Here is a 25,567-nt window from a genome sequence, read left to right as displayed (position 1 = left end):
ACGACATCTACTCGATCGAGGACCTGGCGCAGCTGATCCACGATCTCAAGAACGCCAACGAGCAGGCCCGCGTGCACGTCAAGCTGGTCAGCGAGGTCGGCGTCGGCACGGTCGCGGCGGGCGTGTCGAAGGCGCACGCCGACGTGGTGCTGATCTCCGGTCACGACGGCGGCACCGGTGCCGCGCCGCTGACCTCGCTCAAGCACGCGGGCACGCCGTGGGAGGTCGGGCTGGCCGAGACGCAGCAGACGCTGCTGCTCAACGGCCTGCGCGACCGGATCACGGTGCAGTGCGACGGCGGTTTCAAGACCGGCCGCGACGTCGTGGTGGCCGCCCTGCTGGGCGCCGAGGAGTACGGCTTCGCCACCGCACCGCTGGTGGTCGAGGGCTGCATCATGATGCGCGTCTGCCACCTCGACACCTGCCCGGTCGGTGTCGCGACCCAGAACCCGGACCTGCGCAAGAGGTTCACCGGCCAGGTCGAGCACGTGGTGAACTTCTTCGAGTTCGTCGCCCAGGAAGTGCGGGAGCACCTGGCGCAGCTGGGGTTCCGGACGCTGGACGAGGCCATCGGCCAGGTCTCGGCGCTGCGGCGCGACAACGCCGTGCAGCACTGGAAGTCCCGGGGCCTGGACCTGGAGCCGGTCTTCGCCGAGCCGAGGACCCCGTACTCGCCGGTGCGCCGGAAGGTGCGCGAGCAGGACCACGGCCTCGACCAGGCGCTGGACCGCACGCTGATCCAGCTCGCCGAGGCGGCGTTGGAGGACGCCCGCCCGGTCCGGTTGCAGCTGCCGGTGCGCAACGTCAACCGCACCGTCGGGACCCTGCTGGGCGCGGAGGTGTCCCGCCGCTTCGGCGGCGACGGCCTGCCGGAGGACACCATCCACGTCGAGCTGGAGGGTTCGGCCGGCCAGTCGCTGGGCGCGTTCCTGCCCTCCGGCGTCACGCTGGACATGGTCGGAGACGCCAACGACTACGTCGGCAAGGGCCTCTCCGGTGGCCGGATCGTGGTCCGCCCCGATCCGAAGTCGGCGTTCCGCGCCGAGGACCAGGTCATCGCGGGCAACGTGATCGGCTACGGCGCGACCAGCGGTGAGATCTTCCTGCGCGGCCAGGTCGGCGAGCGCTTCGGCGTCCGCAACTCCGGTGCGCAGCTGGTCTGCGAGGGCGTCGGTGACCACGCCTTCGAGTACATGACCGGCGGCCGGGCGATCGTGCTCGGTGGCACCGGCCGCAACGTCGGTGCCGGCATGTCCGGTGGCATCGCCTACGTGCTGGACCTGGATCCGGTGCGGGTGAACACCGCGATGGTCGACCTCAAGCCGTTGAGCACCAAGGAGCTCAAGTGGCTGCACGAGGTCGTGCGGCAGCACCACGAGCTGACCGGTTCGGCGGTGGCCGCGTCGCTGCTGGGCGACTGGCCGCGGCGTTCGGCGGCGTTCACCAAGGTGATGCCGCGCGATTTCCAGCGGGTCCTGGACGCCATGCGGATGGCCAAGATCGAGGGCCGGGACGTCAACGAGGTGATCATGGAGGCTTCCCGTGGCTGACCCCAAGGGTTTTCTGAAGCACTCGCGGGCCGACGCGCCGAAGCGTCCCACCGATGAGCGGCTGGGCGACTGGCACGAGGTCTACGCCGCGCTGTCCACCGAGGACCGCAACGCGCAGGTCGCCACCCAGGCCGCCCGCTGCATGGACTGCGGAATCCCGTTCTGCCACTCGGGTTCGGCGGGTTGCCCGCTGGGCAACCTGATCCCGGAGTGGAACAACATGGTCCGCCGCGGCCAGTGGGAGATGGCCAGCGACAGGCTGCACGCGACCAACAACTTCCCCGAGTTCACCGGCAAGTTGTGCCCGGCGCCGTGCGAAGCCGGCTGCGTGCTGGCGATTTCTCCCGATGCCGGGGGAGCGGTGGCGATCAAGCGGGTCGAGGAGACCATCGCCGAGGTCGCCTGGGAGAACTCCTACGTCTCCCCGCGCATCAGCGAGGAGCACACCGGAAAGCGGGTCGCCGTGGTCGGTTCCGGCCCCGCGGGTTTGGCCGCCGCGCAGCAGCTGACCCGCGCGGGCCACGAGGTGACCGTCTACGAGCGCGACGACCGCATCGGCGGGCTGATGCGCTACGGGATTCCCGAGTTCAAGATGGAGAAGTCCGCCCTCGACCGGCGTCTGGCGCAGATGCGCGACGAGGGCACGAAGTTCGTGACCGGCTGCGAGGTCGGCGTGGACCTGACCGTGGCGGACCTGCGCGCCGGTCACGACGCCGTGGTGCTCGCGGTGGGCGCGCTGCGCGGCCGCGACGACACCACCATCCCGGGCCGCGAGCTGGACGGCGTGCACCTGGCGATGGAGCACCTGGTCCCGGCCAACAAGGAGGTCGAAGGTGACGGCCCCACGCCGATCTCGGCCGAGGGCAAGCACGTCATCATCCTCGGCGGCGGCGACACCGGCGCCGACTGCTACGGCACCGCGACCCGCCAGGGCGCGTTGTCGGTGACGCAGCTGGACAACTACCCGCAGCCGCCCACCGAGCGCGATGACGAGCTCTCGCCGTGGCCGGTCTGGCCGTACGTGCTGCGCACCTACCCGGCGCACGAGGAGGCCGGTGAGCGGAAGTTCGCGGTCGCCATCGAGTCCTTCGCGGGCGATGCCGAGGGCCGGGTCCGCGCGGTGCGGTTGCGGCACGTCGAGGTCAGCCGCGACGAGAACGGGCGCCGCCAGGTGGTCCCGGTCTCCGACGAGGTCGAGGAGTTGCCCTGCGACCTCGCCCTGCTGGCGATCGGTTTCGAGGGCGTCGAGCGCATGCCGCTGCTCGACGGGCTGGGAATCGAGCTCACCAAGCGCGGCACGATCGGCTCCGGGTCGAACTGGGAGACCACCGCTCCGGACGTGTTCGTCTGCGGTGACGCCCATCGCGGCGCGTCGCTGGTCGTCTGGGCCATCGCGGAGGGCCGCTCGGTCGCGCACGCGGTGGACAGCCAGCTGATGGGAACCTCCGAGCTCCCGTCCCCGGTACACCCCACGGCCCTGCCGCTGGCGGTGTGAGGCCCGGTTCCGCGAGGAACTGCCGTCCTACCAGGGCAGGCGATTCCTCGCGGGACCTCACATCCCGGCCTCGATGCGTCGCCGCTCGGCTGGGCGGATTCGAATTTCGCGCGAAATTCGAAGGCTGAGCCGGGCCCTCGAATTTCGCGCGAAATTCGAATCGAGTCACGCGGCCGGGCCGCGCAGCCAAGCCTCGCGGCGGTTCACGCGAAGGAACGCGCCAGGGTGGGCGGCAGGTCGTCGGAGTGGACGATGCCGAGGCGCTGCGTGGCCCGGGTCAGGGCGACGTAGAGGTCGTTGATGCCGCGGTCCGACGCCTCGACGACGGCCTCCGGTTCCACCAGCAGCACCGCGTCGAACTCCAGCCCCTTGGCCTCGTCGACGGTCAGCAGCACCGCCGGGGATTCGAGGTCATCGGGACGGGTGCCGATGACCGCCTCGGGCAGCGATTCGGCCAGCTCCGGCCCGATCTCGGCGAGCAGGTTCGGCGGCATCAGCACCGCCAGCCGCCCGTCGGTCACCTCGGCCAGCTCGGCCGAAACCACCTGGGGCAGCTCGGCGAGCAGGTCCTCGCGCCGGATGTGCTGCGCCCACGGCAGGTTCCCGGTGGTGCGGACCGAGTGAGGTGGCTCCAGATCCGTGTCCAGTTCGGAGAGGACTTCGGCGGCGACGTCCATGATCTCCGCCGGGGTCCGGTAGTTCACCGTCAGCTCCGCCAGCTTCCACCGGTCCTGCACGTACGGCGAGAGCACCTCGTCCCAGGACTGGGCCCCGCCCAGCGCACCGGTCTGCGCCACGTCACCGACCAGCGTCATCGACCGGCTCGGGCAGCGGCGCATCAGCACCCGCCAGGCCATCTCCGAGAGCTCTTGCGCCTCGTCGACGATGACGTGCCCGAAGGTCCAGGTGCGGTCCTCGGCGGCGCGTTCGGCGGCGGTCAGGTCGCTGCGGGTGCGGAACCGCTCGGCCAGCAGCTCCGCGTCGAGCACGTCGGAGACCCGCAGCCGCTCCTCGTCGGCGATCTCCTCGTCCTGCTCCATGATGTGCAGAACGCCTTGCGCGTAGGCGAGTTCCTCGCGCTCCGCGCGTTCGCGGTCGGCGCGCTCCTGCGCGTCGTCCTCGCCGAGCAGCTCGGCGATCTCGTCGAGCAGCGGGACGTCGGCCGGGGTCCACGGCGTGCCCGCCGGGCGCGACAGGACGTCGCGCTCCTCGTCGTCGAGCACCTTCGCGGTGGCGGTGGCCAGGCGTTCGGGTGAGCTCAGCAGCTCGTCGAGCAGCAGCTGCGGGGTCAGCTCCGGCCACAGCTCGTCGAGCGCGCGGGCCACCTCGGGATCGGCGCGCAGCTCCACGTTGATCTCGTCGAGGTCGCGCCGGTCCAGCAGCTCCCGGCCGAGCCGGTCGGCGACCTGCATCGTCAGCGCGCGGAACATCTCGTCGCGGAACACCCTGCGCGCCAGGTTGTGCGGACGGCGGGTGCGCCGGGCGCGGGTGCGCGCGGCGATGGCGTCCTTGCGAAGCAGGTGGAGCGGTTCGCGGTCGAAGGTGACCTCGACGTGGTCGCGCGGCACCTGCTGCCGGTCGCGGACCGCCGCGTTGAGCACGTCGGTCATGCTCAGCCGGCCCTTGATCTCGGCGACCTGCGCGGATTCGGTTCCGGTGGCCGTGATCCCGGGGTACAGACCGCCCACAGTGGACAGCAGCACGCCGGTCTCGCCCAGCGAGGGCAGCACCTGGCCGATGTAGCGCAGGAACGTCGGGTTCGGCCCGACGACCAGCACGCCGCGCTTGGACAGCTGCTCGCGGAACGTGTACAGCAGGTAGGCCGCGCGGTGCAGCGCGACGGCGGTCTTGCCGGTGCCCGGCCCGCCCTGCACGACCAGCACGCCGTTCATGCCCGCGCGGATGACGCGGTCCTGCTCGGCCTGGATCGTGGAAACGATGTCCTGCATCTGACCGGTGCGCCGGGCGTCCAGCCGCGCCAGCAGCGTCGCCTCGCCCGCCAGGCCCAGATCGCTGCCCTGCTCGGCGGCGTCGAGGTCGAGGATCTCGTCCTCGTAGTCGAGCACCTTGCGCCAGCTCGTCTTGAGGTGCCGTCGGCGCCGCACGCCGTCCCGCGCCGCTGCGGTGGCCAGGTAGAACGGGCGGGCGGCCGGTGCGCGCCAGTCCAGCAGCAGCGGCTCGTACTCGTTGTCCTCGTCGAACAGGCCGATCCTGCCGACGTGGAAGGTCTCGCCGTCGTCGAGATCCAGGCGCCCGAAGCACATCCCGTGCTCCACCGCGCTGAGCTGGGTGAGCTTGTCGGTGTACATGCGGGTGGAGATGTCGCGCTCCGTGCGGGCCTGCGGCGGACCGCCGCTGTCGCGCAGCGTGTCCTTGAGCCGCTGGGTCGTCTCCGCTCTGAGGTCGTCGAGCTTGCCGTACAGCACGTTCAGGTAGCGCTGTTCGGCCGCGATCTCCTCGCTGCGGACGGTTTCCCGATCAACTCGGGCGTCGGACAATTCGCCACCTCATGCCAGGCGCGGACAAGACAACCGGACCCCAAGGCCCGACCAGCCAATATACCGCGTCTCCCAACCCAGGGTGCCAAGTCGCGCGCCGACCCCGCGGTGCCGGTCCCGTGCGGGATTTCAGTGGAAATCAGGAACCGGAATTCCACTGAAATCGGGTTCCTGATTTCCACTGAAATCCGGTCACCCAGGCCGGGGAGGACGCGGGTGACCGGTTGATGGGGGGTGGGGACGGAAAGAACCCCTGGAGTCCCGGTGGGGATTCCAGGGGTTCTTCGCGGGGTTTCGGGTGTCCCTAGACGACGGCGGAGATGCCGAGGATGACGACGAAGGAGACGACCGACAGGAGGGTTTCCATGGCCGACCACGTCTTGAGGGTCTGACCGACGGTCATGCCGAAGTACTCCTTGACCAGCCAGAACCCGGCGTCGTTGACGTGCGAGAGGAACAGCGAGCCGGAGCCGATGGCCAGCGCGACCAGCGCGCCCTGCGCGGGCGGCAGTCCGATGACCAGCGGTGCGACCATGCCCGCGGCCGAGATCGTGGCGACCGTCGCCGAACCGGTCGCGACGCGGATGCCGACAGCGATCAGCCAGCCCAGCACCAGCGGCGACAGGTTCGCCCCGGCGGCCAGGTCGGTGATGGTGTTGTTCACGCCGGAGTCGACCAGCGTCTGCTTGAATCCACCACCGGCACCGACGATCAGGATGATCCCGGCGATGGCGGGCAGCGAACCGCCGACCACGTCGGCCAGCTGGGAGCGGGAGAACCGGGCGCCGCGGCCCAGCACCACGATGGCGATCAGGACGGTCAGCATCATCGCCACGACCGGCGTGCCGATGGTGTCCAGGATCGTGTAGCCGAGCGTGTCCTCGGCCAGCGCCAGGTCGGCGACCGACTTGCACAGCATCAGCACGACCGGCAGCAGCAGCATCGCCACGGCGGCGAAGAAGCTCGGCCGGTGCGGGTGCTCCTCCTGCTCGGGGGCCTTGCCCAGCAGCTGGGTGGCCGGAGGCAGGTCGACGCGCTTGGCGATGTAGGAGCCGAACAGCGGGCCGGCGACGATCGCGGTCGGGATGGCGACGACGATGCCCAGCGCCAGCGTCAGACCGAGGTCGACGTGCAGCGCATCGACGGCGGCGAGCGGACCGGGGTGCGGCGGGACGAGACCGTGCAGGATCGACAGACCGGCCAGCGCCGGGATGCCGATCCGCAGCATCGGCTGCTCGGTCCGGGCGGCGACCATGACCACGACCGGGACCAGCAGCACGACGCCGACCTCGAAGAACATCGGCAGGCCGAGCAGCGCGGCGATGAACACCATCGCCCACGGCAGCGTCTTGCTGGTGGTGCGGCGCATGACCGTCTCGACGACCTGATCGGCGCCACCGCTGTCGGTGAGAAGCTTGCCGAGCATGGCGCCGAGCGCGACGAGCAGGCCGACGTCGCCGACGGTCTTGCCGAGGCCCTCGGTGAAGGTGTCGACGAGGTCCTCGAAGGGCATCCCGGCCACCACGCCGAGCGTGGTCGCGCCGAGCGCCAGGGAGAGGAAGGGGTGGAGCTTCGCCCAGCTGATCAGCAGCACGATCACCGCGATGCCGGCGACCGCGGCGCTCAGCAGACGGGTGTCGTGCGCCGTCCAGGACGCTGCCTGGGCGAGCGGGGCGGAAAGGCTGGAAAACATGGAGGGGCTCCTCGTTGAGCAGCTGGTGCGCGCCACAGCCTAAGCAATAAGTATGACTTTTGGCCCTTCATGACCGATTAAGTATTACTGTTACGCCCGTCACCCGGGATTGCCGCCTACTCTCGGGCACTGGTCGAACGCGTTTTTCACCGGCGAAGGGGCGTGGCGGATGAGCGGCGGGCTGCACGGCAAGGTGCTGGAAGTGCTCGGCGGGGAGATCGCCGCGGGCGTCCACGCTCCCGGCAGCGTGCTGCGCATCGAGCAGCTGGAGGAGCGCTTCGGCATCTCCCGCAGCGTCGCCCGCGAGGTCGTGCGCACCCTCGCCTCCATCCGGCTGGTCCTGGGCCGCAAGCGGGTCGGCATCGTGGTGCGACCGCGCGAGGAGTGGAACAGCTTCGACCCGATGCTCATCCGCTGGCGGCTGGCCGCCGACCGCTCGGCGGAGCTCAAGACCCTCGCCGAGCTGCGCACCGCCGTCGAACCCGTCGCCGCCGCGGCGGCCGCCGACCGCGCGAAGGACGACCACGCGGCCCGGCTGGTCGCCCTCGCCGAGCGGATGGTGGCCACCTCGCGGGCCGGTGACCTGGCGGCGTTCATGGACGCCGACGTCGAGTTCCACCGGCTGATCCTCACCGCCTCCGGCAACGAGATGTTCGCCCAGCTCCACGAGGTCGTCGAGGAGCTGCTGCGGTGGCGCGCGGGCCACGGCCTGATGCCGGTGCACCCGCGTCCGGTCGCGGTCCGGCTGCACTGCGAGATCGCCGAGTGCATCCGGGCGGGCGACCGGGTCCGCGCCGAGTGGGCCATGCGCGAGCTGGTGGCCGAAGCCCTCGAAGGAACCCTCGAAGGCCTGGAGTCCTGAGCGCGGCGAGGGTCGGTTCGGACCGGAACCGCCCCCGGACGCACGAATCCCTCGCGACCTCGGGGGAGTGGTCGCGAGGGATTCGGCCCGGGATCAGTAACCCTGGTAGCTGCCGCCGGAACGCAGGCCCGACACGCCGGGAACGTCGGCGACGGAACCGTAGCGGTCGATCGAGTAGCGGGTGGCGGCGATGATGTTGTCGACGGGGTCGTAGATGTTCTGGTGGCCGGGCAGCGCGAACGACTCGAAGGTCGGCGCGATGGTCTGCATCAGACCGATCGACGGGGTGCCGGCCGCGGCGTTGGAGTCCCAGTTGTTCGTGGCGCTCGGGTTGCCGTTGGACTCGTGCATGATGATCGTCCGGATGGCCTCGGCATCGATCTGGTCGCGCGGGATGCCGCTCTTCTCCATGACCTGGATGGCCTCCTGGATCCAGGCGTCGATCTGGTCCTTGGGCTTCGGGGCTTCCTCGGGAGCCGGTGCCGCCTCGGGAGCCGGTGCCGCCTCGGGTGCGGGCTGGGCGGCCGGAGCGTGCTGCGCGACGGGGGCGGGCGCGGCCTGGGGCTGGACGACCGGAGCCGGGGCGGGCAGCTGCGGCGCGGGGGCGGCCAGCGGGGCGACCTCGGCCGCCTGGTGCACCGGAGCGGACTCGGTGCGGGTCTCGGCGTTGTCGCCGCCCGCGGCGGCGGTGAACACGCCGAGCACGCCGAAGGCCGCGACTGCGGCTCCGACCTGCAGCGACCGCATCTTGGGGGCGACGCGGTGGGCGCGGTCGGCGGGTTCGCCGAGGAAGGCCGCGCGCAGTCGGCTGCCGAAGGGCGCCGTCCTCTCCCAACGGTGCCGGCCGGTCGTGCGATCCTGCGGGGTGTCGGGGGTGATCTGGTCGGGGTTCTTCGTCTCGTCGGGGGTCACGAGGAACCAGACTCCGGAACGGAGAGTCACCCTGCATGGTGGTTTCTACGGGGTCGACTACCTAGATTGAGCCATTCGGGCCATTTGGTGAACGTTTTTGGCTACCCGTTGTGATAGTGCGCAAAAACGTTACCGAGCCTCGGTGTCGGCTGCGTCACCCGTTCGCTGCCCCGCGACCCATCCCGCGATCTGCGCGCGGGAGGTGAAGTCGAGCTTGGTCAGGATGTTCTGCACGTGTCCTTCGACCGTGCGCTGGGCGATCACCAGGTTCTCCGCGATGTCCTTGTTCGTGCGCCCCTGCGCGACCAGGTCGGCGATCTGCCGCTCCCGGCGGGTCAGCGGCATCGGATGCACGTTGTCCTCGGCCTCCGAGCTCGACGACGCCCGCCTGGCGGTGCGCTTGAGCTCCAGCGCGTAGTCCACGGCGTGCGTCAGCGACATCTCCCGCCCGCGCTCGTACTGCTCGTCGAACGCCTCCGGCCCCAGCGCCGTCCGGATCTGCATCAGGTGCTCGTCGTGGTCGCCCGCGAACCGCGCCCAGAACCCCGGCGCCGCGCGCACCGCGTCCCACAGCGCGGAGGAGGTGCCCAGCAGCCGGGCCGCGCGTTCGAAGCGCTGCTGCCGGTGCGCGATCCAGGCGAGCGTGTCCATGCTGAAGGCGATGCCCAGCCGGTTGTCGAGCTTGCGCTGCAACCGCAGCGCCTCCTTCACCGAGTTCTCCGCCCGGTCGGCGCGGTCCCGGCGCATCTGCACCTGGGCGGTCGCCCACTGCGCGTAGGAGCGCCAGTACAGCTCGCTGTGCTCGGTGGACAGCTGGATGCACTCGGCGAGCATCCGCAGCCCGGCGTCGGGGTCGTCGCCCATGCCCTTGATCAGGCCCAGCGCGTGCAGCGACCACAGCTCACCGGCCAGCTCCCGGTGCTTGCGGAACTGCTGCAGCGACCCCTCGGCCAGTTCGGTGCCGCGCTGCTGGTCGTTCTTGAAGAACGCGACCAGCCCGTGCAGCAGCGCCAGGTAGGCGCGCTCGATCTCGTCACCGCGCTGGGTGGCCAGCACGGTGGCGCGTTCGAGGGTCGGCTGCACCCGGTCGAGATCGCCCTGCAGCAGCGCGAACCAGGCGCTGACCCGCAGCGCCTTGGCGCGTTCGGGCAGGTCGCGCGGGGTGTTGTCGAGGACCTCGTCCAGCCAGTGGCGCGCTTCGGCGTTCAGGCCGCGGATCCCCCAGTAGGGCCACAGGTCGGTGACCAGCCGCAGCGCGGTCCCGCCGGTCTCGGAGCCCTCGGCGGCGTGCCGCAGCGCCATGCGCAGGTTGTCCTGCTCGTTCCGGAGGCGCTGCACCCACGCGGCCTGGTCGGGGCCGATCCACTCGGCGGCGAACCGCGCGCTGAGCTCGGCGAAGAAGGTGCAGTGCCGGTCGCGCACGAGGTTCGTCTCGCCGTACTCGCCGAGCTTGTCCAGGCCGTACTCGCGCAGCGTGTGCGGCAGCCGGTAGCGGACCTCGCCGCCGTCCTCCTCGCGCATCAGCACGGACTTGTCGACCAGCGAGTGCACCGCGGTGAGGATGTCGACGCCCTTGCCGTCGCCTGCGACGTGCTCGGCGGCGGAGAGGTCGAAGCTGCCGGAGAACGCCGACATCCGCGCCCACGCCCGCCGGTCGCGCTCGTCGAGGAGCTCGTAGCTCCAGTCGATCAGCGCGCGCAGCGTCTGCTGGCGCGGAGGCGCACCGCGGCGGCCCTCGGTGAGCAGGTCGTAGCGGTCGGCGAGGCGCTCTTCGAGCTGTTGCAGCGACAGCGACCGGAGCCGGACCGCCGCCAGCTCTATGGCCAGCGGGTTTCCGTCGAGGTGGTGGCACAGGCGCATCAGCGCCTCGGCGTTGTCGGCGGTGACCTCGAACTCCGGGACCGCGGCCTTGGCGCGGTCGACGAACAGCCGGACCGAGGAGAACTGCTCGTAGGCCTCGGCCGGCGGCAGGTGGCCGGGATCGGGCACCTGCATCGGCGGGACGACGACGGTGGACTCACCGGCCACGCCGAGCGACTGCCTGCTGGTGGCCAGCACGCGCACACCCGGGCACCAGCGCATGATCGCGTCGACGAGCATGGCGACGTCTTCGATCACGTGCTCGCAGTTGTCCAGGACCAGCAGCATCTCGCGGTTCTTGAGCTGGTCGACGATCGTCTCCAGGCCCGCGGCCGAGGACGGACCGCCGAGGCCGAGCTGCTCGATGACGGCGTCGAGCACCAGCGCGCCGTCGTCGAGGTTCTCCAGCTCGACGAACCACGCCTTGTCGCGGAAGGAGCGGCGCATGTTGGAGGCCACGCGCACGGCCAGCCGCGTCTTGCCGACGCCGCCCGGGCCGGTGAGGGTGACCACGCGGGCCTCGGAGAAGAGGCGTTTGGTCATGGTGATCTCACGACGACGGCCGACGAAGCTCGTCACGTCGGCCGGGAGGTTGCCCGCTGATTCGCGCATGCGGGCGTTGGCAGTGGAGACCACCATTCGAGCTTAGCTCGCGAATCGGCCGCTGACCTGGGATCTTGATCCGCCCGGCCGCTGTAATCCCTTCGAGGGGACTTCGGAGATCAGCCGACCTTCAGTAGTCGTGGAATCCACCCGGCCGGGGGTTTCGCGGCTCTCTCCGCCACCTCTTCCGCCGGGACATCAGCCACCGGATCGGCCTCACCTGATCGCCCCTCTAGGGTCGAGGCGTGAGGTTCGAGGGTTTCGGTGACGGTGTGGTGGAGTTCTACGAAGGGCTCCTGGCGGACAACTCGAAGGCCTACTGGGCGGACAACCAGCGGCTCTACACCGAGCACGTGCGGGCGCCGATGGAGGCGCTGCTGGCCGAGCTGGAACCCGAGTTCGCTCCCGGGTTCGGCAAGGGCAAGGTGTTCCGGCCCTTCCGCGACGTGCGGTTCAGCCGCGACAAGTCGCCGTACAAGACCCACTGCGGAGCCGTCATCGAGCAGGGGCGTGGTGGCGGCGCCTACTACGTCGAGGTCGGTCCGGAGGGAATGGTGGTGGCGGGCGGCTGCTACCACACCGAATCCGATCAGCTGGCACGATTCCGGGCGGCCGTGGACACCGAGATCCACGGCGAGGAGCTGCGGCGGCTGCTCGACGCGCTCGCCGAGCAGGGCTGGGAGATCGCCGGGACCACGCTGCAGACGCGCCCGCGCGGTTTCGCCCCCGACCACCCGAGGCTGGACCTGCTGCGGCACAAGACGCTCTACGCGGCGCGCACCTGGGAACCCGACGACGTGCTGCACGAGCGCGATTGCCTCCAGCGCGTGCGCGAGTCGTGGGAGGCGGTGCGCGACCTCAACCAGTGGTGCGCCGACCACATCGGCGTCACCGAGAAGAAGCGGCGCTAGGAGACGCGGCTCCGCCGCATGCTTCCACGGACCTTGGACCGCAGGGCGAACACCGCCCAGCCGATCAGCGCGCCCGCGACGTCCACGACGCCGTCGACGAAGTCGCAGCTGCGCCCCAGCGGCAGCGCGCCCTGCAGCAGCTCGGAGAGCGCGGCGTAGGCGACGAGCGTCGGCAGCAGCGACGGGGTGCGCCATCCGGCGATGCGACCGGTGATCGCCAGCGCGGCGAAAAGGGTGAAATGCACCACTTTGTCGGTCCCGGGCGGGGCCGTGGGCACCCCCGATTCCGGGGTGAACAGCACGATCACGCTGACCAGGAGCGCGATCAAGAGCGGAAGCCGCCTGAGCTGGTTTCTGTAATGATCCAGCAACGAAATCACCGATCAGCTTCTTGGGGCGTGGCTGAGTGCTGCACCCGGGCGGCGAGAGACTACGCTGACGTGATGTGAGTCGACGAGCCAAGATCGTTTGTACCATGGGCCCCGCCACCGCCAATCCGGAGAAGGTGGCCGAGCTCGTCAGCAGCGGAATGGACGTCGCCCGGCTGAACTTCAGCCACGGCAGCCACGCCGACCACCAGCAGGTCTACGACATGGTCCGGGCCGCGGCGAAGGAATCCGGCCGCGCCGTGGGCATCCTAGGAGACCTGCAGGGACCGAAGATCCGGCTCGGGAAGTTCGCAGCCGGACCGGTCGAGTGGCGAACCGGCGACGTCGTGCGCATCACGGTCGATGACGTGCAGGGCACGCATGACCGGGTGTCCACCACCTACAAGGGCCTGGCCGAGGACGCCAAGAAGGGCGACCGGCTCCTGGTCGACGACGGCAAGGTCGCGATGGTCGTGACCACCGTCGAGGACAACGATGTCGTGTGCGAGGTGACCGAGGGCGGTCCCGTCTCCGACAACAAGGGAATCTCCCTGCCGGGCATGGACGTCTCCGTGCCGGCCCTGTCCGAGAAGGACATCGAGGACCTGGAATTCGCGCTCGAACTGGGTGTGGACTTCATCGCGCTGTCGTTCGTGCGCAGCCCCGCCGACATCGACCTGGTCCACCAGGTCATGGACCGCGTCGGCCGCCGCGCACCGGTCATCGCGAAGCTGGAGAAGCCGGAAGCGGTGGACAACCTCGAAGCCATCGTGCTGGCCTTCGACGGCGTCATGGTTGCCCGCGGTGACCTCGGCGTGGAGCTCCCGCTCGAACACGTCCCGCTGGTCCAGAAGAAGGCGATCCGCATCGCGCGGGAGAACGCCAAGCCGGTCATCGTGGCCACCCAGATGCTGGACTCGATGATCCAGAACTCGCGCCCGACCCGGGCCGAGACCTCCGACGTCGCCAACGCGGTCCTCGACGGCGCCGACGCGGTGATGCTGTCCGGTGAGACCAGCGTCGGCCGCTACCCGATCGAGACCGTGCAGACCATGGCCCGCATCGTCGAGGCCGTGGAATCCGGTTCGCCCACGCCGCCGCCGCTGAGCCACGTCCCGCGCACCAAGCGCGGCGTGATCTCCTACGCGGCGCGCGACATCGGCGAGCGCCTCAACGCCAAGGCTCTGGTGGCCTTCACGCAGTCCGGCGACACCGTGCGCCGGCTCGCGCGACTGCACACCCGCCTGCCGCTGCTGGCGTTCACCCCCGAGGAGTCCGTGCGGAGTCAGCTCGCTCTCACTTGGGGGACGGAAACGTTCTTGGTGCCTAAGGTGGACACAACGGACCAGATGGTGCGGCAGGTCGACCAGGCGATGTTGTCCCTGGGCCGGTCGCAGCGCGGCGACATGGTCGTGGTCGTCGCCGGTTCGCCGCCGGGCACGGTCGGTTCGACCAACCTCATCCGCGTGCACCGTCTGGGAGAAGAAGACCACGTCTGATCGGCCTCGGACGGGAGCACCAGCTCCCGTCCGGCCGGTCGGGCGCACTACCCGAGGAGCACGCAGTGACCGAAGCGGCCAGGGCCGCAGCAGCCGACCCGACCGGGACCCACCTGCAGGGCGAGGTTCCGGTGGACGTCAACGGCGTGCCGCACGGCCAACCCGTGCTGGACAGCCTGGTGGCGCTGCTGGACCTGGAGCGCATCGAGGAGAACATCTTCCGCGGTGTGAGCCCCGCTTCCTCGACCATTCGCGTCTTCGGCGGTCAAGTCGCCGGGCAGGCGCTGGTCGCCGCCGGTCGCACGGTGCCGGAGGAGCGACGGGTGCACTCGTTGCACGCGTACTTCATCCGGCCCGGCGACCCGAGCATCCCGATCGTCTACGAGGTCGATCGCACCCGTGATGGTCGTTCGTTCACCACGCGCCGCGTGGTCGCGCTGCAGCGCGGCAAGACGATCTTCTCGCTGTCGGCGTCGTTCCAGGTCGACGAGGGCGGCATCGACCACGCCGAGCCGATGCCCGAGGTCCCCGACCCCGAATCGCTGCCGACGTTCGGCGAGCGGCTCGGCGAGTCGCTGTCGAAGTTCGGCCCGCCGCAGCCCCGCCCGATCGACGTCCGCTACGTCACCGAGCCGCCGTGGGTGAGCCGCGAGAACGGCCCGCGCGAGGCCCGCAACCAGGTGTGGATGCGCGCCGACGGCGTGCTGGCCGTGCCGGACGACCACCTGCTGCACGTCTGCATCGCCGCCTTCGCCTCCGACATGACGCTGCTGGACGCGCCCCTCGCGCGGCACGGCGTCTACTGGGGCTTGGACAACGTCGTCGGCGCGAGCCTGGATCACGCCATGTGGTTCCACCGCCGCTTCCGCGCTGACGAGTGGTTCCTCTACGACTGCGCCTCGCCGAGCGCCTCCGGCGGTCGCGGTCTGGCCACCGGCCGCTTCTTCTCCCAGGACGGCCAGCTAGTCGCCACGGTCGTCCAAGAAGGCCTCCTCCGAGTCAACGACTGATCTGCCGTTTCCCGGCTCATTGTGCCCACTCCTGACCAGACCCCGATTTCAGTGGAAATCAGGTCCCGGAGTTCCACTGAAATCTGGGTGGTCACGTGCGGGGTGCCGGGTTGTGGTGGGGTTGGGTGAGTCGGACGTCTGTGGCGGTGGTTGCCGCGGAGCTGGGTTCAGGTTCGCCTGCGGCGTTTGGGGCGCAGGTGCTTGGGGGCCGTGAGGGCTCTGGTGCGGAGCTGTTCCAGGACGATCGAGCTGGTGAAGTTGCGGACCTCGGTTCGCGACGCGAGCTTGTCGACGAGGAATTCCTGCAGGTGCCTGGTGTCGGCCACCGCGACGTGCAGCAGGAAGTCGGCTTGGCCGCTCACGTGCAGGAGTGAGCGGGTCTCCGGCTGGGCCATGACGAACTCGCGGAACTGATCCACGATCTGACGGGTGTGCGGGCGGACGTTGACCGCCACCACCGCCTCCAGCGCCAGTCCCGTCGCGGCCGGGTCGACGTCGATGTGCGACCCGGTGATCACTCCCTGTTCTCGCAGCCTGCGGACGCGTTGCAGGCAGCTGGACGGCGCCAGCCCGATCCGTTCGGCGAGGGTGCGGTTCGGCAGGGTCGCGTCGTTCTGCAACTCCTCCAGAATCCACCAGTCAACCGAATCCAGTTCGACTGATTCACTCATAACCGAACATCCTACGCAGCTGGTCGAAACCAGGCGAACCATCGACGGAGAATCTGCGCATCTGCTTCCCCGAAATTCTTCGAAGGAGTTCGTCGTGCACATCGCCTGGGGGTCGTTCCTGCTGGCGTTGCTGGTGATCGTGCTGGTCCCCGGCCCCGACTTCGTCCTGGTGACCCGCAACGCGGCCAGCGGTCGAAGGTACGGATGGCTGGCCGCGGCGGGCGTGAACTGCGGACTGCTGCTGCACGCCACCGCCGCCACCCTCGGCCTGTCGGCGCTGGTCGCGGCCGTGCCGGCGGCGCTGTTCGTGGTCAAGGGGCTGGGCGTGGCCTACCTGGCGTGGATGGCGTTGCAGATGCTGCGCCACGCCGGTTCCAGCCCGGCCGAGGCCGTCGTCGAGCAGCCGCGTTCCGGTCGCGCGGTGTTCCTGCGCGGACTGCTCACCGACGTGCTCAACCCGAAGGTGATGCTGACGTTCCTGACCCTGCTGCCGCAGGCGATGGACCCGAGCGCGGCGCCGATGCCGCAGGCCGCACTGCTCAGCGGGGTCGCGGTGATGGCCTTCGCCGCGTGGTGGCTGGTCGTGGTCCCGTCCGTCGGCCGGCTGGCCGCGCTGCTGGCGAGCCCCAAGCGCCGCGCGGTCTTCGAACGCTGCTGCGGCGGCGCCCTCCTCGCCATGGCCACCTCAATCGCGGTCGGCTGACCCCACCTCACGACCCATACCCGGAATACCGCAGTATTCAGGTCCCGGATTACTGCGGTATTCCGTTGCCTGATTACCGGGGTATTCCGGGTGCGGAGTGTGGGGTGATCCGGGTTCGAGTGGGGATGGGTTTGTTGTTTGCGGCTTTTGGGTTGGGTTCGTTGACCTTTCACAGGTGGGCTGCCTAGTGTCCGTGATCTCGGAGAGGAGCGGGCATCATGCGCAGACGGTGGGCGTTCGTGGTCGGGTTGGTGGTGGCGTTCCCGCTGGTGGCGGTGCCGTCGACGGGTGCGGCGCCGACCGGGGTGGACGCGTTGAAGGTCGACCTCGACGACATCCTGGCCGACCCCAGGCTCGGCGGCGCGCAGGCCGGGGTCGTGGTGCGCGATCCGGCCACCGACGAGGTCCTCTACAGCAGGCAGGCCACTGACCGCGCCACGCCGGCCTCCAACGCGAAGCTGTTCACCGCGGCGGCGGCGCTGGAATCCCTCGGGCCCGACTACCGGTTCCGCACCCAGGTGCTCAGCGACGCCGCGCAGCAGGGCCCGGCGCTGCTGGGCGATCTCCACCTGCGCGGAACGGGCGATCCGACGATGCTGGCCGCCGACTACGACCGGCTGGCCGCCCAGATCGCCGAGCAGGGCGTTCGCGAGGTGCGCGGCCGGCTGCTCGCCGACGACACCTGGTTCGACGACGTTCCGCTGGGCTCGGGCTGGGCCTGGGACGACGAGCCCTACTACTACTCGGCGCCGGTCTCGGCGCTGAGCGCGGCGCCGGACACCGACTTCGACGCCGGGAGCGCGATCGTGCGGGTCACGCCCACCGCTCCGGGCCAGGCGCCGGAGGTCGCGCTCGACCCGGGAACCGGTGTGCTGAGCATCGACAATCGCGCCACCACCGCTGCCGAAGGCGAACCGAACATCACCGTCACCCGCGACCACCACAGCGACCGGGTCGTGGTGACAGGGACCGTCCCGGCCGGTGCCGAGCCGGTCGAGGAGTGGGTGGCCGTGCCCGACGCGACCGCCTACGCCACCGACGTCTTCGCCCGCGCCCTGGCCGCGCACGGCATCACCGTCACCGGGACCGGGAAGGCCGCCGCACCGCAGGGCGCTCGCGAACTGGCCGCGCGCGAGTCGATGCCGCTGCGGGAGCTGCTGGTGCCGTTCCTCAAGCTCAGCAACAACGGCCACGCCGAGGTCCTGGTCAAGGCGATGGGACGCGAGCAGGCCGGGGAGGGGAGCTGGGCGGCCGGGACGCGTGTGCTCGCCGAGCAGCTGCGGGGGCTCGGCGTGGACGCCGAGGCGCTGCGCCTGGTGGACGGATCAGGGCTGTCCCGGATGGACGGCGTCACCCCGGATCAGCTCGCCCTGCTGCTGGACAACGCCTCGCAACGCCCGTGGGCTCAGACCTTCTACGACGCTCTGCCGGTCGCCGGGGCACCGGACAGGCTGGTCGGCGGCACCCTGCGCAATCGGATGGCCGGCACCGCCGCGGCCGACAACGTGCACGCCAAAACCGGTTCGCTGACCGGTGTCACGTCGCTGTCGGGCTACGTCACCGCCGCCGACGGCCGCAGGCTGGTGTTCTCGGTGGTGTTCAACGACTTCCTCTCCGACACCCCGCAGGACCTGGAGGACGCGATCGCGGTCCGGCTCGCCGAGCACAACGGCGCCGCCGACCAGCCGCGCGGGCGCCCGCGGGTGCCGCAGCCGCGCACGGTGCCCGACGACCCGAGCACTCCGCGCGACGAGAGCGCCCTGGAGTGCGCCTGGACCAAGTCCTGCTGAGTCCGTTCCCCCCTAGGGGCAACGGTTTCGGGTTCGGTTGGCGTTTCGGTGCCATACCTGAGAACAGCTCATGTGCTCCCCGGTAGCGTGACCGCCGTCAGAGCTGCCGCAGCCGAGGAGCCCGTTCCCGTGACGTTCATCAGCGACGCCCTGGCCATGATCGCCGGTCTGCCCCGACCGCTGCTCGTGCTGGCCACCGGAGCTCTGGTGCTTGGCGAGTGCACCATCGGCCTGGGGTTCCTGGTCCCCGGCGAAGCGGGTCTGCTGGTGGCCTCGGCCGCGGTGAACGACCTCGGCTTCTTCCTGACGCTGGCCGGAACCGTGGCGGTGTGCGCGGCGGTCGGCGACAACATCGGCTTCTGGCTGGGCCGCCGGTACCGGCTGAAGATGCGCGAGACGAAGGTGGTGCGCAAGCTCGGCCAGCACCACTGGGATCGCGCGGGCACGCTGCTGCGGCGCTGGGGGATCGGTGCGGTGCTGGTGGGCAGGTTCCTGCCGGTGGTGCGGACGCTGCTGCCCGCCGCTGCGGGCGCCAGCGGCATGTCCTACCCGCGGTTCTTCCTCTCGTCGGTGATCGGCGCCGTGGCCTGGTCGGCCACGCACGTCGGCATCGGCTGGGTGGCGGGAGCGTCGGCGAAGTACGTCGAGTCGATGCTCGGCCGGGCGAGTTGGGTGCTGGCGATCGCCGTCGTGCTGGTCGGTGCGGGTGTCTGGGCTTGGAAGCGCCGTCGCCCGCGCAGCCAGGTCGTGACCGAGACCCAGGCAGAGGACGTCGAAACCGCGGCCTAGTGAGCCGAGTGGTGCAGCGAGATGCGGACGCCGCGGCCGGGGGTCGACGGGGTGACGCGGACGTGAGTCTCATTCATGTGCCTGGACTCTAATGCATGCTTCAGCGCGAAACCAGTGGTGAAAGCGCTGGCGGCCGATGGAAGGCGCGCGCGTCCACCCGTTGAGCGGAGTGCGGTGAGTCGCACGGGTGGGACTAGACTCGAACTCATGGCACACGCTGGCGCGAGCGACGTGACCGCGGGGGACAGCGACTTCGTTGAATACCTCGAACGGCACCTGGCTGAACGCGGGTGGACCGTTCACGACTTCTGCGAGCACAGCGGACTGAGACCGAGCGTGGTCTTCCGCTGGCGCAAGGGCTACCGGCCCGACATCGGCAACGCGCGGATCATGGCCCGCGCCCTCGGCGTCCCGCTGCTGGAAGTGCTGGTCAAAGCCGGTCGGCTGAGCGCGGACGAGGCCGGAGCCGAGGTCCGCATCGTTCCCGAGCTCGACTCGGTGCCCACCCAGGTCCTGCTGCGCGAGGTCAGCGCGCGCGTGGAGAAGCTGGAACGCTCCGCCGCCGACCACGCGGAAGCCGGCGTGTAGGTGCCGGGCCCTGGTGAGATTCGGAAGCGGTCGGCCCTCCGCGATGACATCCGGTCGAAAGCGGAGTGGACTGCCTGAGAACGGATGAGAGGTGACAGCATGAGCCACACCGGCACCGCGAGCGCTCCGGCCACAGCGGCCGCCATCCCGGCCCCTCGCACGGGCGAGCGGCTGCACGTGGCCGTCGAGACCTCGGTCGGGGAGACCTACCTGATCGCGTTCGTCGACAGCGCTCGCGACGGCGGCTGCGAGCCCTGCGAGCTGTCCCCGGACGAGGCCCGCGAACTGGCCGCAGCGGTGCTCGGCCTGCTCGACGCCAAAGCCGGGCAGGTCGCCTTCGACCTGTCGCGCACCGGCCAGCGGCTCAACCTCGCGGTCGAGGCCGACGGCGCGGGGACCTACCTGGTCACCTGGCTCGGGCGCACCGCCTGCGAGGCCGGCTACGAGCCCAGCGAGCTCAGCCGCTCCGAAGCCCGCCAGCTCGCCCGAGCCCTCCAAGACCTCGCCGACACCGCCGAAGGCGCATGAGAACGGGCCCCGGTCGATGACCGGGGCCCGTTCTCCGCGAGGCGGGGTTGGTCAGACCCGGGCGGGTTGCTTCTTGCGGCTCGCCAGGTGGCCGACGACGATCGCGATCGCCAGAACCGGCGTGATGTAGAGGGCGATGCGGGTTTCGGCGTCGAAGGCCAGCAGCACCACGACGAACGCCAGGAACGCCAGCACCACGTAGTTCGAGTACGGCGCCAGCGGCATCCGGAACCGGCCCTCGGGCAGCTCGCCGCGCGAGACCTTGCGGCGGTAGCCCAGGTGCGCGATGAGGATCATCCCCCAGGTGAAGATGGCGCCGGCCGTGCTCGCACTGGTGATGTAGGTGAACGCCTCCTCGGGCGCCAGGTAGTTCAGCGCCACGCCGACCAGCATCGCGCAGAACGTCACGCCGATCGCCCGCGCGGGAACCGCCCGGCCGGACAGCTGCCCGAGCCTGCGCGGCGCCTGCCCGTCCTCGGAGAGCGTGCGCAGCATGCGGCCGGTGGAGTAGATGCCGCTGTTGCACGACGACAGCGCGGCCGTGGTGACCACGAAGTTGACGACCCCGGCAGCGGCGGGGATGCCGATCAGCGTGAACGCGTGCACGAACGGGCTGCCGTCGGCCGGGAACTGGTGCCACGGCACCAGCGCGGTCAGCGCCACCAGGGCGCCCACGTAGAAGATCAGGATCCGCAGCATCACCGAGTTGATCGCGCGCGGCAGCACCTTCTGCGGGTCGGCGCTCTCGCTGGCGGTTTGGCCGACCATCTCCACGCCCACGAACGCGAACATGACGATCTGGAAGGCCAGCAGCGAGGACGCGGTGCCGTTGGGGAACCACCCGCCCTGCGACCAGATGTTGCTCAGCGAGGCGGTGTCACCGACGTCGGAGAAGCCGAACACCAGGATCAGCGCGGCCAGCACGATCAGGCCGACGATCGCCAGCACCTTGATCAGCGCGAACCAGAACTCGAACTCGCCGAAGAGCTTCACCGCGATCAGGTTCACCCCGCTGAGCACGATCAGCGCGCCCAGAGCCGGGATCCACTGCGGCACTTCGGGGAACCAGAACTGGAAGTACTCGCCGACCGCGGTGATCTCGGCCATCCCGGTCACGATCCACACCAGCCAGTAGCCCCAGCCGGTCGCGAACCGAGCCCACGGGCCCACGAACTCACCCGCGTACTCCGCGAACGAACCGCTGACCGGGCGGTACATCAGCAGTTCGCCGAGCGCCCGCATCACGAAGAAGATCATCACGCCGGCGATCGCGTAGATCAGGATCAGGCCGGGGCCCACCTGGTGGAGCGCTTTGCCGGAGCCGAGGAACAACCCGACACCGATCGCGCCGCCGATGGCGATCATGTTGATGTGCCGGGTGCTGAGCTCTCGCTTGTACTCGGTCACTGGCTGGCTCATGGGAGTTTTGCTCCTTTGTGGACGAATGCCGGAAATTCCCGGGCGTTCCCACCGGTGGTTTCGCCGAGATGATCCACCCGTCGACGACCTGCGGCAAGAGTTCAGGAGATACCGAAAGGGCATCCTCGCGCGACGCGTTCGGTCCACATCGGAGCGTGAACGAAAAAACGCCGCGTTCCGGACATCGCGACCGGAACGCGGCGTTTTCGCTCAGACGATCAGAGGTTCGGGTAGAGCGGGTGCTTGGCGGCCAGGGCCTCCACGCGGGTGCGCAGCTCCGCGCTGATCGACTCGTCGAAGTTCGGCTTGAGGGCCTGCGCGATCACCTCGGCGACCTCGGTGAACTCCTCCTTGCCGAAACCGCGGGTGGCCAGCGCGGGCGTGCCGATCCGCAGACCCGAGGTGACCATCGGCGGGCGGGGGTCGTTCGGGACGGCGTTGCGGTTGACCGTGATGCCGATCTCGTGGAGCCGGTCCTCGGCCTGCTTGCCGTCCAGCTCGGAGTTGCGCAGGTCCACCAGCACCAGGTGCACGTCGGTGCCGCCGGAGACCAGCGAGACACCGGCCTCGGTGGTGTCGGAGGCCAGCAGGCGCTCGGCCAGGATCCGGGCGCCCTCGACCGTGCGGCGCTGGCGGTCCTTGAACTCCTCGCCGGCGGCGATCTTGAAGGCCACCGCCTTGCCCGCGATCACGTGCTCCAGCGGGCCGCCCTGCTGACCGGGGAAGACCGCGGAGTTGAACTTCTTGGTGAACTCCTCGTCGTTGGACAGGATCACACCACCGCGCGGGCCGCCCAGCGTCTTGTGCGTGGTCGTGGTGACCACGTGCGCGTGCGGCAGCGGCGACGGGTGCAGGCCCGCGGCCACCAGACCGGCGAAGTGCGCCATGTCGACCATCAGGTAGGCGCCGACCTCGTCGGCGATCTCCCGGAACCGCTTGAAGTCCAGCTGACGCGGGTAGGCCGACCAGCCCGCGACGATCAGCTGCGGCTTGTTCTCCCGCGCCAGGCGCGCGACCTCGTCCATGTCGACCCGGTGGTCGGACTCGGCGACGTGGTACGGCACGACGTTGTAGAGCTTGCCGGAGAAGTTGATCCGCATGCCGTGGGTGAGGTGACCACCGTGGGCCAGGTCCAGGCCCATGATGGTGTCGCCCGGCTTGAGCAGCGCGAACATCGCCGCGGCGTTGGCCTGCGCGCCCGAGTGCGGCTGCACGTTGGCGTAGCTGGCGCCGAAGAGGTCCTTGATGCGGTCGATGGCCAGCTGCTCGACGACGTCGACGTGCTCGCAGCCGCCGTAGTAGCGCTTGCCCGGGTAGCCCTCGGCGTACTTGTTGGTCAGCACCGAGCCCTGCGCCTGCAGCACGGCCTGCGGCGCGAAGTTCTCCGAGGCGATCATCTCCAGGGTGTTCTGCTGGCGACCCAGCTCGGCGCCGACCGCCGCTGCCACCTCCGGGTCAACCGTTGCCAGGGCATCGTTGAACAGATCCGGGTTCGACATCAGTGTGTGCCTCCTGTTTCTTTCTGGAGTCAGGCGTTGCGGCGGTAGAACGGCAGCTCGACGACCCGCACCGCGACGTTGCGGCCTCGGATGTCGACTTGCAGGGCCGTGCCGGGTTCGCTGTGCTCCCGGTCGACGTAGGCCATCCCGATCGGGTGCCCGAGGGTCGGGGACGGTGCGCCGCTGGTGACCTCGCCGATCTCGGCGCCGTCGGCGTCGAGGACGCGGTAACCGTGGCGCGGCGCCCGCCGCTGGTCGGTGGTCAGTCCCACCAGGGTGCGCTCGGTGGGCTTCTCGGCAACCGCGGCCAGCGCGGACTTGCCGACGAAGTCGGCGTCCTTGTCCAGCTTGACCACTCGGCCGAGGTTCGCGTGGAAGGGCGTCAGCTCCGCGGACAGCTCGTTGCCGTACAGCGGCATGCCCGCTTCCAGGCGCAGCGTGTCGCGGCAGGACAGCCCTGCCGGCTGCAGGCCGTGCTCGGCGCCGGAGGAGGTCAGCGCCTGCCAGACGGCCTCGGCGTCGCCGGGGGCGGTGAACAGCTCGAATCCGTCCTCGCCGGTGTAGCCGGTGCGCGCCAGCAGCACGTCCTTGCCCGCGACCGTCGAGGGGTAGCCCGCGTAGTACTTGACGGTGCTCAGGTCGGTGTCGGTCAGCGGCGCCAGGATCGCCACCGCGTTCGGGCCCTGCACCGCGATCAGCGCGTAGTCGTCGGAGGCGTCGGAGTGCGCGGCGTCGAAACCGGAGACCCGCTCGGCCAGCTCGGCGGAGACCACGGCGGCGTTCGCGGCGTTGGCCACGACCAGGAACTCCTGCTCGGCGAGCCGGTAGACGATCAGGTCGTCGAGCACACCGCCGGAGTCGTTGCAGATCATGGTGTAGCGGGCGCGACCGGGGGTGATGGCGGAGGCGTTGGCGACCAGCGCGTAGTCCAGCGCCTCGGCGGCCTGCGGGCCGCTGATCAGGATCTCGCCCATGTGCGTGAGGTCGAACAGGCCGGCGCCCGTGCGCACCGCGTTGTGCTCGGCGGTGTCGCTGCTGTAGCGAACCGGCATCTGCCAGCCGGCGAACTCGGTGAAGGTGGCGCCGAGGGATTCGTGCACCGCGTGCAGCGGTGTCCGGCGGGGCGATGACATGGTGAAACTCCTCCTGGGTGGGCGTGCCGGTCGGCAGTCGAGGGCCGGTCAGCTCACGCGCCCAACCTTATCCGGGGCGCCTCGACCCCCGACCGTCGCGGTCTGCGCTGGTCGGGCGGGGTCTCCCCGGAGTCATTGGCCTGAGAGTTTCACCACCCGGCGGGGTGGTTTGCACCGTGGGCGAGAAGCGCGATGCTCCTGCTTTTCTCCGTGATTCGCCTGGTGTCCTGCGGTAACGGTGCCTGAGAGTTTACTGGGGAGTATTGCTCCTTCGGCGCCTCGTCCGGCGAGGACGAGGTCTCTCCCGCGAGACGTCATCGGCGCGGTATTCGGTTGTACCGCTCACAGACGCTACGAACCGCCCCACCCCCAGTCAACAGGAAGACCGAGTGATCTCAACCCTTGCGCAGCGGCTTTCCGGATGGTTGCGGGGCTGCGCGCGAGAGGCGCGGTTCACCAAGGGGCGAAAAGGCCGAGCACCCGTCTCAGGGCCTGGTTCGCCTGATGGTGGCATGCGTGGTTCATCCGGTGAGGTCTTCGAGTTGGGTCTTGAGGCCGTCGATGAGGGCTGAGAGGGCGAGTTCGAAGCTGGCGGCGTCTATTTCCGCCGCCTTCTGGTGGAGCAGGTGGGCCCTGCTGAGGTGCGGGAAGCGGTTGGCGTAGACCGTGGCGTCGGCTGGGAAGCCGTGGCTGAACGAGCCCATGGCCGAGCCGATGACCAGGTACTTCGTCGAGGCGCCGATCATCGTGGCGTAGCGCTGCGGCCAGCCGGCCCGGGTGAGGCCGCCGTGGACGGCGTCGGCGGCGCGCAGGGCCGAATCGCGCCGGGCCGGGCCGTAGGCGATGAACGGGACCAGGTTCGGGTGGTCGACCAGGGCGGCGCGGTAGGAGCGGGCCCAGGTGCGCAGGCCGGCGGCCCAGTCCCGGTCGAAGTCGGAGACGTCGACCGCGCTCATCACCTCGTCGGCGATCTCGTGCAGCAGGTCTTCCTTGGTGGCCACGTGGTTGTACAGCGACGCGGCGCGCACGTCGAGGCGCTCGGCCAGCCTGCGCATCGAGAGCGCCTCCAGGCCCTCGGTGTCGATGATCTCCAGCCCGGACCTTCGGATGAGTTCCGGGGAGAGTCGGGGTGTGCTGGGTCTGGGCAACGTCTGTCTCCTCACCGGAACCCTTGCGGCGTGCGCCG

Annotated in this window: 21 protein-coding genes and 2 riboswitches; of the genes, 11 read left to right on the top strand and 10 right to left on the bottom strand. The window is 70.1% G+C overall.

What is annotated here, in order from left to right:
- Together AB0J91_RS21505 and AB0J91_RS21500 are read left to right on the top strand one after the other, a co-directional pair.
- Window positions 1–1,550 (top strand): glutamate synthase-related protein (locus tag AB0J91_RS21505; RefSeq protein WP_363871623.1); only part of this gene is annotated, 1,550 nt, incomplete at its 5' end.
- Window positions 1,543–3,045: a glutamate synthase subunit beta gene (locus tag AB0J91_RS21500; RefSeq protein ID WP_363871620.1), complete on the top strand. Its 1,503-nt coding sequence runs from the start codon at window positions 1,543–1,545 to the stop codon at window positions 3,043–3,045. The genes AB0J91_RS21505 and AB0J91_RS21500, both read left to right, overlap by 8 nt.
- A 203-nt stretch (window positions 3,046–3,248) precedes the next feature.
- On the opposite strand, the gene AB0J91_RS21495 is transcribed toward AB0J91_RS21500, so the two are convergent.
- Both AB0J91_RS21495 and AB0J91_RS21490 read right to left on the bottom strand, forming a co-directional pair.
- Complete coding sequence (locus tag AB0J91_RS21495) at window positions 3,249–5,543, bottom strand: ATP-binding domain-containing protein (protein ID WP_363871617.1); 2,295 nt, start codon at window positions 5,541–5,543, stop codon at window positions 3,249–3,251.
- A 304-nt stretch (window positions 5,544–5,847) separates the two neighbouring features.
- Entirely contained in the window at window positions 5,848–7,236 is a 1,389-nt protein-coding gene (locus tag AB0J91_RS21490; protein ID WP_363789227.1) for a gluconate:H+ symporter, read from the bottom strand.
- Between the two features lie 169 nt (window positions 7,237–7,405).
- On the opposite strand from AB0J91_RS21490, the gene AB0J91_RS21485 reads away from it, so the two are divergent.
- Window positions 7,406–8,098 (top strand): FCD domain-containing protein, encoded by a 693-nt coding sequence (locus AB0J91_RS21485; RefSeq protein ID WP_363789228.1) that lies wholly within the window; start codon window positions 7,406–7,408, stop codon window positions 8,096–8,098.
- A gap of 93 nt (window positions 8,099–8,191) precedes the next feature.
- Here the strand turns inward: AB0J91_RS21485 and AB0J91_RS21480 are convergent, their stop codons facing one another.
- Window positions 8,192–9,010 (bottom strand): transglycosylase SLT domain-containing protein, encoded by an 819-nt coding sequence (locus tag AB0J91_RS21480; RefSeq protein WP_363871614.1) that lies wholly within the window; start codon window positions 9,008–9,010, stop codon window positions 8,192–8,194.
- A gap of 129 nt (window positions 9,011–9,139) precedes the next feature.
- Window positions 9,140–11,506, bottom strand: a complete 2,367-nt coding sequence (locus AB0J91_RS21475) for a LuxR C-terminal-related transcriptional regulator (protein ID WP_363871611.1) — start codon at window positions 11,504–11,506, stop codon at window positions 9,140–9,142.
- A 212-nt stretch (window positions 11,507–11,718) separates the two neighbouring features.
- Here AB0J91_RS21475 and AB0J91_RS21470 point away from each other — a divergent pair, with 212 nt between their 5' ends.
- On the top strand, window positions 11,719–12,384 hold the full coding sequence (locus AB0J91_RS21470; RefSeq protein WP_363871609.1) for a DUF2461 domain-containing protein: 666 nt from the start codon (window positions 11,719–11,721) through the stop codon (window positions 12,382–12,384).
- Here the strand turns inward: AB0J91_RS21470 and AB0J91_RS21465 are convergent.
- Complete coding sequence (locus AB0J91_RS21465; protein ID WP_363871606.1) at window positions 12,381–12,713, bottom strand: VanZ family protein; 333 nt, start codon at window positions 12,711–12,713, stop codon at window positions 12,381–12,383. The two genes, AB0J91_RS21470 and AB0J91_RS21465, sit on opposite strands and share 4 nt — an antisense overlap.
- 116 nt (window positions 12,714–12,829) lie before the next feature.
- Here AB0J91_RS21465 and pyk point away from each other — a divergent pair, with 116 nt between their 5' ends.
- Entirely contained in the window at window positions 12,830–14,251 is a 1,422-nt protein-coding gene (pyk, locus tag AB0J91_RS21460) for a pyruvate kinase (protein WP_363789233.1), read from the top strand.
- Window positions 14,252–14,364: 113 nt separating this feature from the next.
- The gene (locus AB0J91_RS21455) at window positions 14,365–15,261 is read left to right on the top strand and encodes an acyl-CoA thioesterase II (protein ID WP_363871629.1); all 897 of its coding nucleotides are present in this window, start codon (window positions 14,365–14,367) and stop codon (window positions 15,259–15,261) included.
- Window positions 15,262–15,428: 167 nt separating this feature from the next.
- Here the strand turns inward: AB0J91_RS21455 and AB0J91_RS21450 are convergent, their stop codons facing one another.
- Window positions 15,429–15,932, bottom strand: a complete 504-nt coding sequence (locus tag AB0J91_RS21450; protein ID WP_363871603.1) for an Lrp/AsnC family transcriptional regulator — start codon at window positions 15,930–15,932, stop codon at window positions 15,429–15,431.
- Between the two features lie 94 nt (window positions 15,933–16,026).
- Between AB0J91_RS21450 and AB0J91_RS21445 the strand changes: the two genes are divergently transcribed.
- From AB0J91_RS21445 to AB0J91_RS21425, 5 genes are all read left to right on the top strand, one after another.
- A complete protein-coding gene (locus AB0J91_RS21445) occupies window positions 16,027–16,635 on the top strand; it encodes a LysE family translocator (RefSeq protein WP_363871600.1) in 609 nt (202 codons plus the stop codon).
- A 218-nt stretch (window positions 16,636–16,853) separates the two neighbouring features.
- Complete coding sequence (gene dacB, locus AB0J91_RS21440) at window positions 16,854–18,425, top strand: D-alanyl-D-alanine carboxypeptidase/D-alanyl-D-alanine-endopeptidase (RefSeq protein ID WP_363871597.1); 1,572 nt, start codon at window positions 16,854–16,856, stop codon at window positions 18,423–18,425.
- 129 nt (window positions 18,426–18,554) lie between these two features.
- Window positions 18,555–19,214 carry a DedA family protein gene (locus tag AB0J91_RS21435; protein WP_363871594.1) on the top strand — a complete coding sequence of 220 codons (660 nt, stop codon included), beginning with the start codon at window positions 18,555–18,557 and terminating at the stop codon, window positions 19,212–19,214.
- 207 nt (window positions 19,215–19,421) lie between these two features.
- Window positions 19,422–19,802, top strand: a complete 381-nt coding sequence (locus tag AB0J91_RS21430) for a helix-turn-helix transcriptional regulator (RefSeq protein WP_363871591.1) — start codon at window positions 19,422–19,424, stop codon at window positions 19,800–19,802.
- A 99-nt stretch (window positions 19,803–19,901) separates the two neighbouring features.
- Window positions 19,902–20,330 (top strand): hypothetical protein, encoded by a 429-nt coding sequence (locus AB0J91_RS21425; protein ID WP_363871588.1) that lies wholly within the window; start codon window positions 19,902–19,904, stop codon window positions 20,328–20,330.
- A gap of 51 nt (window positions 20,331–20,381) precedes the next feature.
- Here the strand turns inward: AB0J91_RS21425 and AB0J91_RS21420 are convergent, their stop codons facing one another.
- The 4 genes from AB0J91_RS21420 to AB0J91_RS21405 form a co-directional block, all read right to left on the bottom strand.
- Window positions 20,382–21,749 (bottom strand): amino acid permease, encoded by a 1,368-nt coding sequence (locus tag AB0J91_RS21420; RefSeq protein ID WP_363871585.1) that lies wholly within the window; start codon window positions 21,747–21,749, stop codon window positions 20,382–20,384.
- Between the two features lie 218 nt (window positions 21,750–21,967).
- Window positions 21,968–23,248, bottom strand: coding sequence for a serine hydroxymethyltransferase (gene glyA, locus AB0J91_RS21415; RefSeq protein WP_363871582.1), 1,281 nt, complete (start codon window positions 23,246–23,248; stop codon window positions 21,968–21,970).
- A 29-nt stretch (window positions 23,249–23,277) separates the two neighbouring features.
- Window positions 23,278–24,381 (bottom strand): glycine cleavage system aminomethyltransferase GcvT, encoded by a 1,104-nt coding sequence (gene gcvT / locus AB0J91_RS21410; RefSeq protein WP_363789240.1) that lies wholly within the window; start codon window positions 24,379–24,381, stop codon window positions 23,278–23,280.
- 119 nt (window positions 24,382–24,500) lie between these two features.
- Window positions 24,501–24,600, bottom strand: a riboswitch (glycine riboswitch).
- Window position 24,601: 1 nt separating this feature from the next.
- Window positions 24,602–24,698, bottom strand: a riboswitch (glycine riboswitch).
- A gap of 204 nt (window positions 24,699–24,902) precedes the next feature.
- Window positions 24,903–25,529 (bottom strand): TetR/AcrR family transcriptional regulator, encoded by a 627-nt coding sequence (locus tag AB0J91_RS21405; protein ID WP_363789243.1) that lies wholly within the window; start codon window positions 25,527–25,529, stop codon window positions 24,903–24,905.
- Window positions 25,530–25,567: the final 38 nt, after the last annotated feature.

The organism is Saccharopolyspora sp. NPDC049357 (assembly GCF_040677225.1).
In the GTDB taxonomy this organism is placed as follows: Bacteria; Actinomycetota; Actinomycetes; order Mycobacteriales; family Pseudonocardiaceae; genus Saccharopolyspora.
The sequence above is the reverse complement of the archived record's forward strand: the minus strand, read 5'-3'. Positions and strand labels throughout refer to the sequence as shown.